Here is a 13,915-nt window from a genome sequence, read left to right on the forward strand (position 1 = left end):
TCCTTCTTAATCTTCTTTGAATCCTAACAGCCACGTGAATGCAAATCCAAGAACAAATGCCAGTGCCGCACATCCACATGCCATGTAAAAGTTTGTCATTGTATCTCCGCCAATGGTAAAGCTTAATGTAAATAAGTTAAAAGATCCCATAGAATATGCATGGATTCCAAGCAGTCCGATGACAGCTCCTGCTACTCCTGCCGCTCCGCATGCAGCGATCAACGGCCGTTTCAGCGGAAGCAGGACACCATACAGTGCCGGTTCTGTCGCTGCCAGCAGCGCTGTAACTCCGGCTGAAAATCCAACTGATTTTGTAGATACTTTTTTGGCTTTTACTCCAACCGCAACTGCTGCTCCGGCCATCGCAAAGTTAGCAGCCAGCGCACGGCATAATACATGGGTCATTCCACTGGTTGTCAGCTCGTTGACCAGGATTGGCGTAAACAGAGAATGCATTCCAAAAATAACAGTGATCGGATGCAGTGCTGCCAAAATTGCCATGGAAATCGGGCCAACCTTCATCAATGCGATACATGCGTCTACAAGCAGAGTTCCTACAAATGCTCCAATCGGACCAAAAACAAACAATACCAGCGGAAGCATAACAGCCGCGCAGATCAAAGGTTTAAACATATAAACCAGATTTTTATGCAGATGATTTGTCAGAAATTTATCCAAAACCGCAAGCACCGGAACCATCAGCAAAACAGGAACGATCGCTCCGGAATAATTTACTTCTGGGATTGAAATTCCAAAAACGGACATATTTTTTGCGCTGCTAAACAAGGTAATCGTTGCTGCCGTAATAAAAGCTGCCACATATCCATCCGTTTTCAAATATTTTGCAGCAGAAAATGCAAGCCATACCGGAAGATAACTAAATGCCAGCTGTGCGAAAGAATTCCAGACGGTATACGTGCTTCCCTGATTATCCAGTCCAAACTGGACTGCGATCGCAAGAACCGCATTGATCAGTCCTGCTGCCACGATGACGGTGATCGTTGGCGCAATGCTGGCAGAAACATAACTCATGACTGTCTGCAGCGGACTTTTCTTTTCCTCTGTACTTTCTTTGGCTTCCTCTTTTTCTCCTTCCGGATTATCCTGCTCTACATTCGGTAAAAACGGGGCAAGCTCATTAAAAACTCTCTCTACATCGCTTCCGATGACAATCTGATATTGTCCTCCACGGTCAACAATGCCCATAACTTCCTTTAATTCTCTCAGCCCGTCTTCGTCTACCTTGCTCTTATCTTTCAGGATAAAGCGAAGTCTGGTGATGCAGTGTGTATATAAGGTTACATTTTCACTGCCTCCTATTTTTTCTACAATGGTCTTTGCCAGTTCTTTGTGTGTCATAATACGTCTTATCCTCCTTTTTCTTTTTACATTGCCTGTATCTCTGGATTTATCCGCAAAACCGTACGCTTTCTGCCAAAATCCGAAAAAAAACGGACCTGACCACAAAATGACATTTCTGTCTTTCATAGTCAGATCCTGCCTCTTTCTAAAGAGTAACAATTCTGTTTATCTATGCTCCATATTTTATTTAAGGGTTTAGAATCAGCTGTATATGTACGATCAGATAGGTAATTTCCTCATCGTCAATCTTACAGTTGAGTTTCTTTTCCACAAATTTCTTCACTTTTTCCGCAATCTCATATGCCTGTGGATACTGTTTTACCACAATATCATACAGCGGATTTTTCGTTTTCTGCTTTTCCTTTTTATATAATCTCTGTACAAAAAATTTTACATGAGTGACAAGTCTTTGATAGTTCAGATTATCTTCATCCTGTTTCGAACCGGTCTGAAAACAAATGATCTGCAGAATATCGTCTACCAGATGGATCGATTCCATTCCCTGATGCACCGACTGTCCGCCAATCTCCGCATTTACAATATGGAGTGCGATCGACGCCGCCTCGTCATCATTTAGCTCGATCTCGAATTCGTCTTCCAGCAATTCCACCACTTTTTTACTCAGTCTGTATTCTTCCTGATAATAGCGGCTGATCTCCCATTTCATTGTGTTTTTCGGAAGCATTCCTTTTTCCGCTCTTTCCTTGATGAAAGAAATATGATCCATCAAAGTCAGATAAATGGAATTTCCAAGTTCTACTTTAAGATTTCCCTGTATATATTCTATGATCTCACAGGATATATCAAAATATCTCTGCGGGATATCTTCAATCAGCTGCCACAGCAATGTCTTTTCTTTTTGATAGAAGACTCTCTCGATCTTTTCTTCAGGAATGATTTCTTTTTCCTTTACCTGAAATGCAATTCCCTTTCCAAATACAACGCATTCTGCTCCGTTTTCATCTGCCGCAGTGACCGCGCTGTTATTTAACCGTTTTTTTACTACCAGGGTCAATGTTCTCCTCTCTCCTTTTCAAAAAAATTAAAAAAGACCAAAACTGAAAGTCATGCACTTCACCTGCACTCCTTCAACTTTGGTCTTGCCTTTCGTAACAGCCACAATTGAACTATGTTTTAATTTAGTTATGACTATAACGTACCAATATGCTTTTGTCAAGTATTTCTGGATTTTTTTATTGTATTCAATATTTCCTGTTTTTTAACAGTTTCAGATTTCTTATTCCATACAGGATAAAAGAAATCAGCATCATTGCCGTACAAAGCGCCGTCAGTGCGATGGACCATACATCCGGAATCTCATACCATGCCAGATGCAGAAAAATCGTTATGTACAACAGTACTGTCGTTACTTTTCCATGCCAGTCAGCGCCTTCTACGATTCCGGTTTTCCGAATGACCGCCATCTTCAAAATACCCGTAAGGATCTCTTTGACCAGGATCAGGCACATTGGTACCAGGATCCAGTGAAATCTCACTGCCAGACAGACCAGCATGGCAAACTGTGTCAGTTTGTCCGCCACCGGATCAAATGCCTTTCCAAAATTACTTACCATATTAAAACGCCGTGCAACAATCCCATCTGCAACGTCTGTTATTCCTGAAACCACAAGAGTAAAAGCCGCAAGACCGTACATTTCCTTTTTATGGTACAGCCACACGATCAGCGGAATCAGGCATAATCGAAACAATGACATCAGATTAGGAATCGTCAGGATTTGATGTTTCCTTTTCATACCTTTTTCCTTTCCATTTGATTATTTTTATCTGTTTTCTTATTCTAGCACAATGGATTTCTTCTTTCTACCAGATATCTGCTTCGCTTAAAAGAATCCCGCCCTGCAGGGTTCTATGAAATGAACGCCATCGCCGCTGTTCCTGCCGTCAAAAGAATCAGCCCTATACCGGCTTTCCTGCTTAAAGTCTCCCCAAACACAAAATAAGAAAATACTGCCGTCACCAGCACACTCAGCTTGTCAACCGGCGCCACCACACTGGCCGGACCTTCCTGAAGAGCACGGTAATAGCACAGCCAGGAAGCCCCTGTCGCAAGTCCTGATAAAATCAGAAACCACAGAGTCTTCCCGTCAACTGATCTGACCTGATCCACAGATCCCGCAGCCCCGGCAATCAGCCAGGAAAAAATCAGCACTACCTCAGTCCGCACCGCTGTCGCCACTGTAGAATCTGTTTTCCGTATCCCGCATTTGGCAAGAATTGACGTAATGCCCGCAAAGAACGCGGAACCCGCCGCATACATAAGCCACATATATCACTCCTTCTTTCTCTTTTCCCAAAATCTCAGATAAAAAACCTGAATTACCAGAATACAGCCGCTGCATATCCGTCATGCATGGCTGCAAACCAGTATAAAATACTGTAATCTTTATTATAATCCCTCTGTCATCAGACTGCCACCCTGCCTCGTGCCGCCCAGAGTCTGATCCAAAATACAGCCAGAATTCCGGACATGCCGAAAAATCTTTGAATTTGATCCAGACAAAGGATTCGAAGCCTTTAACTGTTGACATTTACAACAGGATCACAGAAGAAGGCCGGGACGCATTTTATATATTTGACAGCCTGTCCTCTCTCCAATCTGTCTGGTATACAGATCTTATGATGGGAAATTTCTTCCGCGTTACATGCCCTTATTTGTTCAAATTAAATACCGCGGCCTATTTTCCTGTTATCCGCGGCCGTCATTCCCTGGACGCCATCGCCAAAATCCGGGACACTACCCAGCTCTTTCTGGACGTTTACAGCGGCGACCAGGTTTATCTCCACCCTTTGAAGGTGTGGAACCGCTACTCCTCCAAAATGTTTATGGTACATACCTGCGGCCGGCAGAATAAGGAATTCCAGCCCATCACCGGCGGTGTGGCCATGAGCAGATATTATCAGCTTCTGGAAAAAGAAAATGATACGCTTCAGGATCAGAACTATGACAGCTATGACCGCTTCTTTTCCCTGGCGAAACTGGAATATCAGCACGGTAATTTCAGTGAGGAAACGGAACAGCAGATCCTTGAAAGCACTATGACCAAAGACCCTCATCTTCAGAAAATGGTAAAACAGTATTTCAAACCCAGGGACTATTTTAAACTGCGGGACCGCATGATCGGAAGCGGCGCAATCGGGGGCAAGGCCTGCGGCATGCTCCTTGCCCGGAAAATCATTCATTCACACATTCCTGAATATATGCAGTATCATGAACCTCATGATTCTTATTACATCGGCTCCGACGTATTCTATACTTATATCGTTTCCAATAACTGCTGGGAAACCCGTATCTCCCAGCGCACAGACGAAGGATATTTCAAGCGGGGGAGGCTTTGAAGGAAGCTCTCCTTTCCGGGGAATTTCCTTCCAACATACAGGAACAATTCCGCACTCTTCTGGAATATTATGGTCAGAGCCCGGTGATCGTCCGTTCCTCCAGTTTTCTGGAAGATGGTTTTGGAAATGCTTTCGCCGGCAAATATGAATCTGTTTTCTGTGTCAATCAGGGAACGCCGGATGAACGGCTGCATGCTTTTGAAGATGCCGTCCGCACGGTCTACGCCAGCACTATGGATATTTCCGCCCTGGAATACCGCAAGATTCAGGGACTGGATCACCATGATGAACAGATGGCGGTTCTGGCGCAGAGAGTTTCCGGTTCTTATCACGGCAGCTATTTCTTCCCGTCAGCGGCAGGCGTTGGCTACAGCCGCAGTTTCTATAAACTGGATAAAAATATGGATCCTTCTGCCGGACTTCTCCGTATCGTAACCGGACTTGGAACCCGCGCCGTAGACCGCACAGAAAATGATTATCCGCGGCTTGTTAATCTGGACCGTCCATCTGTTTCCATGTATGGAAGCCTGGCAGAACGGCACCGATTCTCCCAGCGAAACATGGATGTTCTGGATATTGAAAACAATACTCTGCGCACCATTCCGGTTGACAGCATCCTGGATCAGCTTCCTCTCTGGTTCAAAAAAGCCGTCATGGAACGGGACTATGAAGCTGAAAATTCTCTGAAGCGGATGGGAAGATGGCGCGAAGTGTGGTTCGTCACCTGCCAGAAACTGCTGGAAAATGAAATCTTTACAAATTTTATCCAGAGAATTCTAAAAACCCTGGAAGAGGCTTATCAGAATCCTGTGGATATTGAATATACTGTAAATTTAGATGAAAATGGGGATTTTGTTCTAAATCTGGTGCAGTGCCGTCCTTTGTACACCGGAGAAGAAGGAAAAAGAATTTCCATTCCTGAACTTCCGCAGGAACAGACATTTTTCCATCTGAAAGATTCTTCCATGGGAAGTTCTGCGAAAAAACCAATTACTGCTGTCGTTCAGATTGATCCGGTGCAGTACTATAATTACCCTTATACGTCCAAACCGAAAGCCGCAGAAGCTGTCGGACGGATTAACCGTTATTATCAGGGCAGGCATGCCAATCTGCTTCTGATGGCTCCGGGCAGACTGGGCACTTCTTCTCCGGAACCGGGCGTCCCGGTAAGTTTTGCCAATATCTCCGGCTTCTGCTGCATCTGTGAAGTATCTGACAACCGGGCCGGCTACATGCCGGAACTAAGCTGCGGAAGTCACATGTTCCAGGATCTTGTAGAAGCCAATATTTCCTATAATGCCATTTGGAATGACCACCGGACTCTCTGCTATAATGAAGATTTCCTGGAAGATCTGGAAAATATTTTCCCAAAAATATGTCCGGACATGAAGGATCTTTTCCCGATGTTCCGTGTATGCGAGACTCCGAGATTATATTACTGGAACGATGCTCTGTCCGCCAAAACTTTGTGCGGATACGCTCCGGAAAACCTGACATAAAATAACAAGTTTCTGATAGGATAAATCCTCTCCATCCGTTATAATTTTTATAAAAAGGAGGTCTCACCAGATGTTAGGAGTTATTTTTGATTTTAACGGCACTATGTTTTTTGACGAGGATTTTCAGGAAATATCCTGGAAAAATTACATCCGCCAAAAAACCGGTCATGATATTTCTCATGAAGAATTTCAGCACTGCATTCACGGGAGGAACTCGGCTGATTCCCTGGAATATTTTCTGGGACATCCGGTTTCCCGTGATCTCATGGATGCATTTGAAGAAGAAAAAGAAGCCATATACCGGAATCTCTGCCTGAAAAGCAAAGACTTCAAACTTGCTGACGGCCTTACGGATTTTCTGGATCTATTAAAAGAACACAAAATCCCTATGACAATCGCAACAGCATCCGGCTGGAACAACGTGAAGTTCTTCTTCGAGCATTTAAACCTGGATCACTGGTTCGATATCCGCAATATTGTATATAACGATGGAACCATCCCCGGAAAACCTGAACCCGATCTGTATCTGAAAGCCGCCGAAAAACTTCATACGGACATTCACCAATGCGTTGTCTTCGAAGACGCCTTTTCAGGAATTGAATCTGCTAAACGCGCTGGTGCGGGAAAAATCATCCAGGTACTTTCCATGAAACATTCCGAACGCTATAACCATGCAGATTGTTATATTTCCGACTATCAGGACACAGAAAATCTAATGAGGCAGGCTGAACTGCTTCCCTGGCTTTTCTGACAGATAGATCGTGCATCCGCAAATGAATGCACGATCTATTGTTGATCCTGTCATAGTTTTTTTACAAAAAGAGCCCGAATGGCATTCAGAACCGCAAGGATCATAACACCTACATCCGCAAAAATTGCCAGCCACATACTGGCAATTCCGACAGCCCCCAGAACGAGACAAATCACTTTGATTCCAATAGCAAACACAATATTCTGATAGACAATTCTAAGACATTTCCGTGAAATTTTAATGGCTTTGGAAATCTGCATTGGATCATCATCCATCAGTACAACATCTGCCGCTTCAATGGCCGCATCGGATCCCATGGCTCCCATGGCAATTCCGATATCCGCACGGCGCAGAACCGGCGCGTCATTCATTCCGTCTCCCACAAAGGCCAGTTTCTCTTTTTCCGGCTTGTTCTTCATCAGTTCTTCTACTTTCTCCACTTTATCTGCCGGAAGGAGTTCACTGTATACTCCATCCAAACCAAGATCTTCTGCCACCTGCTCTGCCACTTTTTTTGCATCTCCGGTAAGCATCACTGTTTTCCTGATTCCCGCTTTCTTTAATTCCTGAACTGCTTCTTTTGAATGGGGCTTTACCACATCAGAGATTACAATGTGACCGGCATATTTATGATCCACCGCCATATGAAGAATGGTTCCCACGGAATGACAGTTAATAAATGAAATTCCCATATGTTTCATCAGTTTATCATTGCCTATAGCAATTTCACGCCCGTCAACCTTCGCAATTATACCATTTCCGCTGATCTCACGGATATCACTGACACGGCTTCGGTCAATTTCTTTTCCATAAGCCCGCTGCAGACTCTTACTGATAGGATGGGAAGAAGCGCTCTCCGCAAGAGCCGCATATTCAATCAGCTTCTCATTCTCCATTTCACTGTGATGGATTCCATTGACTTCAAAAACTCCCTGCGTCAGTGTGCCTGTTTTATCAAACACCATAATTTTCGTCTGAGAAAGAGTTTCCAGATAATTGGATCCTTTCACCAAAACTCCGGCATTGCCGGCTCCTCCGATTCCTGCGAAAAAGCTCAATGGAATACTGATCACCAGAGCGCATGGACAGCTGATAACCAGGAATGTTAATGCCCTGTAAATCCAGGTCCCCCACTCTGCTGCCATCCCCATTCCCAGCATCCGCACCAGCGGCGGCAGAAATGCCAGCGCCAGCGCTGCGCAACAGACTGCCGGCGTATAAATACGGGCAAATCTTGAAATAAAATCTTCTGATTTCGATTTGCGGGAGCTGGCATTTTCCACAAGATCCAGAATCTTAGATACCGTAGATTCCCCAAATTCCTTTGTGGTCCGGATTTTCAGGACTCCCGTCATGTTGATGCATCCGCTGATGATCTCATCCCCCTTTTCCACATCTCTCGGAAGACTTTCTCCCGTCAGCGCGCTTGTATTCAGGCTGGATTCCCCTTCCTCTACGATTCCATCAATCGGCACTTTCTCTCCTGGCTGCACTACGATCACACTGCCGGTCTCCACTTCATCCGGATCTGTTTTTTCCAGTCTTCCATCTTTCTCAATGTTGGCATAATCCGGACGGATATCCATCAATTCACTGATATTTCTGCGGCTTTTTCCCACTGCATAGCTCTGGAACCACTCTCCGATCTGATAAAACAGCATAACCGCAATGGCTTCCGTATAATCACTGCTTTTTTCATACAATGCCAGCGCAATGGCTCCTATGGTTGCCACGGCCATCAGAAAATTTTCATCAAATACCTGATGGTTTTTGATTCCTTTCAGCGCCTTCCATAAGATGTCATATCCGACCACCAGATACGGAATCAAATACAGCAGAAATACTGCCGTTCCTGTAACCGGAATGAAATTCAACAGGACGAGAAAGACCGCTGCAATTATAATACGAAACAGCATTTTTCTTTGTTTTTTATTCATATTGTCACCGCCTTTTTCTTTCAATTAAATATTTGCTTATTTATTTAATCGTTGTTCAAAATAAAAACCCCTTCTCTTTTTTATGCTGTCACCGGGGCTCTTTTCTTCTTTCCATTTCTTTCTCAAAGATAAATTTCACAGTCATCTTCTACTTTTTTGCAGTTCTTTCGTACTTCCTGCATCACTTCTTTTGGATTATATCCATCTTCAAATTCCACATTCATTTTCAGCATCATGAAATTTACAGAAGCGTTTTTCACCCCGGCTGTCTTCTGAGCAGCTTCTTCCATCTTATTTGCACAGTTTGCGCAGTCTACATCGATCTTATAACTTTTTTTCATTTTCTTCTCTTCCTTTCTGTTGATTCATTTCAATAATTAAGCAATTGTTTAATTGATACTTATAATCTACTCTCTCTTTTCTTAAAAGTCAACTTGTTTTACAAAATTTTTTTAATTTTGCTAAGATTTCCACCTGACAGCTAATCCGGAATGCGGATCATTTTATGACCGCATCCGCTCTTTCTGTTCTGATATCAGATATTCTGTTATAATTTTTCTTTCAGTTCTATGATTTTTTTCTCTATCTCCCGGATTGTGTCCATAAATACCTGATCATCCTGTCCGGTAGGATCTTCCAGACCCCAGTCCACAGTTTTCTTCCCCGGAACATTCGGGCACGCCACATTGCATCCCATGGTTACATAAAGATCCGCCTCCGGTATCTCATCCAGCAGTTTGGGATACTGTTCTTGTTCCATATCAATCCCATACTCCTGCTTCATCAGTCTTACTGCATCCTGGTTGATCTGCGGTTTTGTCTGAGTCCCGGCAGAATAACAGTCAGCAGTGTCTGCCAGATATTTTTTCCCAAGAGCTTCCGCAATCTGGCTCCTGCAGGAATTATGAACACAGAGAAAGGCTATCTTCTTTTTCGCCCGGTTAAAAAACGGACATCGTTTTCCAATACACTGATTGTTCTGTCCACTGTGGGAACAGATAATCTCTGACTGCCCCATATCTACATTTAAATTTTCTTTCACAAACTCCACAGCTTTCTGAATGGAAAGATAAGAATCCCTCTTGCAGCAGCGCGGTCCCCCAACCTCTCCAATGGCTCCCAGAGCCGCGGATGTCATCTTGTGAGACAGGGCAAAATTATCTGTTCCAAGAGGCGTAGAGCCAGTCACAATGGAAATAAACATTCCGGCGCTGATTCCCGCTCCGCAGGCGCCCCAGAATCCGCAGGCTCCGCCTGGCACTGATTTTCCTCTGCTGTTCATCTCGATCAATGCTTTTTCAAGATCAATCTCTCCTCCTGCGTTTTTATAAGCAGTCAGCAGAGCCATTCCCACCATCACATGATGCTCCGGTCCGTGCATATGGCAGAACGGCAGATCCATCATTTGATTCAGAATCTCTGCCGGATCTTTGGATGTTTCCTTCAGACACAGACCTACAAGACTGTCAATTCCCTGCATATGACATTCATTGCAGACGTAATGTCCGTTGACACACCGGGTTTTGCTCTTTTCTTTTTTATGGCATAATTCGCACTCCATCTCAATATCTTCATTCAGATATTCCAGAGGCGCTTTACAGATCAGACACTCTTCTTTCATAAATTTTCCTTACTCTCCTTCATTTTATATATCATTCTTTTCTAAAACTTTATTTTCATTGCTATAGGAATCTTCCGGTGATGCTTTCCGGCGTTTCTTTTATCATCTGCGGCGTTCCTGACGCCACAATGCGCCCGCCGGCTTCGCCTCCGCCCGGTCCCATATCAATGACATAATCCGCATTTCGTATCACATCCAGATCATGTTCGATCACAATGACCGTTGCCCCATGACGGATTAATGTCTGGAAAACTCCCAGCAGAGTTTCCACATCCAGCGGATGCAGGCCGATAGTCGGCTCATCAAAAACGAACACAGAGTCTGACTGGGCTTTTCCCATTTCACTGGCCAGTTTCAGACGCTGAGCCTCACCGCCGGACAGGTTCGGCGTTTCTTCTCCTAATGTAAGATACCCCAGTCCCAGATCTTCCAGTACCTGCAGACGGCGGTGCACTAATTTCAGATCTTTGCACGCTTCCAGTGCAGTGTGAATGTCCATCGCCATTAAATCCGGGAGCGAATACTTCTGACCCTCTTTATTCTGATAATGAATCTTTCCCGCATCTTTTCCATAGCGGGAGCCTCTGCATTCCGGACAAGGAATATCCACATCCGGCAAAAACTGCACATCCAGACTGATAACTCCTGTACCATCGCAGACCGGACATCGCAGACATCCTTTGTTATAAGAAAAATCTCCTGCTTTATATCCATGCTCTTTCGCTTCCGGTGTACGTGCAAAAATCTTCCGAAGCTCCGCATGCACATTAGCATAGGTTGCCACCGTTGAACGAACATTAATGCCAATCGGCGTTGCATCAATCAGCTTCACCTGTGAAATTCCCGCAGTATCCACAGCGTGCACATGTTCCGGCAGTTTTTCCCCCTGGATCTGAGCCTCCAGCCCCGGAATCAGGCTTTCCAGAATCAATGTTGTTTTCCCGGATCCGGACACCCCGGTTATCACAGTCATTCTTCCTTTCGGTATCTCTGCTTCCAGCGGCTTCACTGTATGGATGGTTCCTGTAGAAAGATGGATTTTCCCTTCGTCAAACATCGCCTCCATCGGAGTCTGCTCCCGCAGGCTGGCTCTTGGATGATCTGCCAGAAATGGACCGATTTTGGAATCTGCATTTTTCGTCAAATCATCTACCGTTCCCTGAGCAATCACACGTCCTCCGTCAGATCCTGCGTCCGGCCCCATTTCAATGATCCAGTCAGCTTCTGATAAAATCTGCGTATCATGGTCCACCAGCACCACTGAGTTTCCATCATCGATCAGGTCATGCATGACTCCTGTCAGACCAATGATATTGGATGGATGCAGCCCGATGGACGGCTCGTCCAGCACATACAGAACTCCGGTGGTACGATTTCTTACTGCACGTGCCAGCTGCATTCTCTGACGTTCTCCCGTTGAAAGCGTGGATGCCGCACGATCAAGAGTCAGATATCCAAGTCCAAGATCCATCAGCCGCTTTGCCACGGTCTGAAAAGACTCACAGATGCTCTCTGCCATCGACCGCATTTCTTCCGGCAGACTTTCGGGCACACCTGATACCCAGCCGGTCAGATCTTCCAGTGTCATTTTACACGCCTCATCCAGAGATATTCCTCCAAGCTTCGGTGCCCTGGCGTCCGCGCTCAGGCGGCTTCCTCCGCAGTCCGGACAGATGTCTTCTTTCAGGAACTTTTCCACACGCTTCATTCCCTTTTCATCCTTCACCTTGGAAAGGGCATTTTCAACTGTCCGAACCGCACTGTAGTAAGTAAAATCCAGTTCTGAGACGGCATCCGTTTTTTTCGCACGGTAAAGAATGTGCTTCTTCTCTGCCGGACCATCAAACACGATTTCTTTTTCTTTATCCGTCAGATCCCGAAACGGCACATCTGTACGCACTCCCATTTCACGGCATACATCCGTCATCAGATCCCACATCAGCGATCTCCATGGCGCCACCGCTCCTTCATCAATCGTCAGACTTTCATCCGGGACCAGAACAGACCGGTCAACGGTACGCACAATGCCGGTGCCGCCGCAGGTCTTGCAGGCTCCCTGGCTGTTAAAAGCCAGTTCCTCCGCAGAAGGCGCATAAAATTCCGTGCCGCACTCCGGACAGACAAGAGGTTTCTCTGCGGCAGCCGCCAGAGAAGGCGGTACATAATGACCCTTTGGACAGCGGTGGCTGGCCAGGCGGGAATACATTAGTCTGAGACTGTTTAACAGCTCAGTTCCCGTACCAAAAGTACTTCGGATTCCCGGCACGCCGGGACGCTGATGCAGCGCCAATGCCGCCGGCACATACAGCACTTCATCCACCTGAGCTTTTGCCGCCTGGGTCATTCGGCGTCGGGTATAAGTAGACAGTGCTTCCAGATAGCGCCTTGAGCCCTCGGCATACAGAACGCCCAGCGCCAGAGATGATTTTCCCGAACCGGAAACTCCGGCAATCCCTACGATCTGATTCAACGGCACATCCACATCAATATTTTTCAGGTTATGAACCCGTGCGCCGCGGATTTGGATATGATCATGCATTGTCATCTACGTCCTTTCTTCTTGTAACTGAATCTCGTACTTTTCTTACTATTGATTATAATCCTTTTGGTCCGCTTTTACTATTCTCAAAAAAATCCGCTTCTTCTTTTTGGCGTACAAATTCTTTATTTGCTTCTTCTAGTTCTTCCATCGCAGGCTTCATATGTTCTTTCACATACTGCGCACACTCTTTGATAAATTTCCTTTCGATGCTGTATACAGAGTCATCTATGGAAGCTTCTTCTATTTTTTTATACATTGTATCAGCAGTTCCAAGTACTTCTCCCAAAACAATCTGCATTTCTAATATTTTATAAAAATAATACATTTTCAGATGCAGCTCTTTCTGCATTATTTGTTCAAAATTATCTGCGCACAATTTATAATAATCATTCCACCGGTTCAGGGAGGCTATCCTGCTGTTTATATCATTTCCTTTTATTTGATCCGCCTGACTTTTCATTCTTTCCAGCAGAACCTTCTGTTCTTTCTTTTTCTTATGTAATTCTTCTGATATCGTATTCTTTCTTTCCTTTTTTTCAAGCCATATTACGGGTTCTTCAGCATCTTCTTTCTGCGGTTTAAATCTGAAATGTTCTGTTTTATCATTCCGCCACCGATAAATCGTTCGGTTCACAATGTCTCTCTTTTTCTGTTCATTGATTTCTCCAATTAACTCCGGCTCAACTCCAAAATACTCGGCTAATTGCATTTTCCTACTCTCAGGTATGCTTTTCTTTCCGTTTTCCCAGGCACTTATCATCTGGCGCGATACACCTATTTCTGCTGCCAGTTCACCAACTGAATAATTGCATTGAATTCTTATTATCTTTAATCCGTTCATTACTT

At 44.8% G+C, this 13,915-nt stretch carries 12 protein-coding genes and 1 pseudogene; 3 read left to right on the top strand and 10 right to left on the bottom strand.

Annotated elements, in window-relative coordinates; all coding sequences use genetic code 11:
- Positions 1 to 6: 6 nt before the first annotated feature.
- The 4 genes from JMF81_RS15340 to JMF81_RS15355 form a co-directional block, all read right to left on the bottom strand.
- On the bottom strand, positions 7 to 1,359 hold the full coding sequence (locus JMF81_RS15340; RefSeq protein ID WP_201312301.1) for a PTS transporter subunit EIIC: 1,353 nt from the start codon (positions 1,357 to 1,359) through the stop codon (positions 7 to 9).
- Between the two features lie 190 nt (positions 1,360 to 1,549).
- Positions 1,550 to 2,377 carry a PRD domain-containing protein gene (locus JMF81_RS15345; RefSeq protein ID WP_201312302.1) on the bottom strand — a complete coding sequence of 276 codons (828 nt, stop codon included), beginning with the start codon at positions 2,375 to 2,377 and terminating at the stop codon, positions 1,550 to 1,552.
- 187 nt (positions 2,378 to 2,564) lie between these two features.
- A complete protein-coding gene (locus JMF81_RS15350; protein WP_201312303.1) occupies positions 2,565 to 3,116 on the bottom strand; it encodes a CDP-alcohol phosphatidyltransferase family protein in 552 nt (183 codons plus the stop codon).
- A 113-nt stretch (positions 3,117 to 3,229) separates the two neighbouring features.
- Complete coding sequence (locus JMF81_RS15355) at positions 3,230 to 3,649, bottom strand: EamA family transporter (protein WP_201312304.1); 420 nt, start codon at positions 3,647 to 3,649, stop codon at positions 3,230 to 3,232.
- A 215-nt stretch (positions 3,650 to 3,864) separates the two neighbouring features.
- Here JMF81_RS15355 and JMF81_RS15360 point away from each other — a divergent pair, with 215 nt between their 5' ends.
- From JMF81_RS15360 to JMF81_RS15370, 3 genes are all read left to right on the top strand, one after another.
- Positions 3,865 to 4,719 carry a hypothetical protein gene (locus JMF81_RS15360; protein WP_201312305.1) on the top strand — a complete coding sequence of 285 codons (855 nt, stop codon included), beginning with the start codon at positions 3,865 to 3,867 and terminating at the stop codon, positions 4,717 to 4,719.
- Positions 4,716 to 6,218, top strand: a complete 1,503-nt coding sequence (locus JMF81_RS15365) for a PEP/pyruvate-binding domain-containing protein (protein WP_201312306.1) — start codon at positions 4,716 to 4,718, stop codon at positions 6,216 to 6,218. Before JMF81_RS15360 ends, JMF81_RS15365 begins: the two co-directional genes overlap by 4 nt.
- A 70-nt stretch (positions 6,219 to 6,288) precedes the next feature.
- Entirely contained in the window at positions 6,289 to 6,969 is a 681-nt protein-coding gene (locus JMF81_RS15370) for an HAD family hydrolase (RefSeq protein ID WP_201312307.1), read from the top strand.
- Positions 6,970 to 7,019: 50 nt separating this feature from the next.
- Here the strand turns inward: JMF81_RS15370 and JMF81_RS15375 are convergent, their stop codons facing one another.
- The 6 genes and pseudogenes from JMF81_RS15375 to JMF81_RS15395 form a co-directional block, all read right to left on the bottom strand.
- Positions 7,020 to 8,906, bottom strand: a complete 1,887-nt coding sequence (locus JMF81_RS15375; protein WP_201312308.1) for a heavy metal translocating P-type ATPase — start codon at positions 8,904 to 8,906, stop codon at positions 7,020 to 7,022.
- Positions 8,907 to 9,028: 122 nt separating this feature from the next.
- Positions 9,029 to 9,247, bottom strand: a complete 219-nt coding sequence (locus JMF81_RS15380) for a cation transporter (protein WP_201312309.1) — start codon at positions 9,245 to 9,247, stop codon at positions 9,029 to 9,031.
- Positions 9,248 to 9,453: 206 nt separating this feature from the next.
- Positions 9,454 to 9,873, bottom strand: coding sequence for an arsenate reductase ArsC (locus tag JMF81_RS16950; protein ID WP_243282713.1), 420 nt, complete (start codon positions 9,871 to 9,873; stop codon positions 9,454 to 9,456).
- A pseudogene (locus JMF81_RS16955) lies at positions 9,862 to 10,527 on the bottom strand (DUF5714 domain-containing protein); the annotation flags it as partial. The pseudogene JMF81_RS16955 and the gene JMF81_RS16950, both read right to left, overlap by 12 nt.
- Before the next feature lie 61 nt (positions 10,528 to 10,588).
- Positions 10,589 to 13,066, bottom strand: a complete 2,478-nt coding sequence (locus JMF81_RS15390; protein WP_201312348.1) for an excinuclease ABC subunit UvrA — start codon at positions 13,064 to 13,066, stop codon at positions 10,589 to 10,591.
- A 55-nt stretch (positions 13,067 to 13,121) separates the two neighbouring features.
- Positions 13,122 to 13,910, bottom strand: coding sequence for a helix-turn-helix domain-containing protein (locus tag JMF81_RS15395; protein ID WP_201312310.1), 789 nt, complete (start codon positions 13,908 to 13,910; stop codon positions 13,122 to 13,124).
- Positions 13,911 to 13,915 lie beyond the last annotated feature (5 nt).

The sequence above is a fragment of the Anaerostipes butyraticus genome (genome assembly GCF_016586355.1).
GTDB lineage: Bacteria > Bacillota > Clostridia > Lachnospirales > Lachnospiraceae > Anaerostipes > Anaerostipes butyraticus.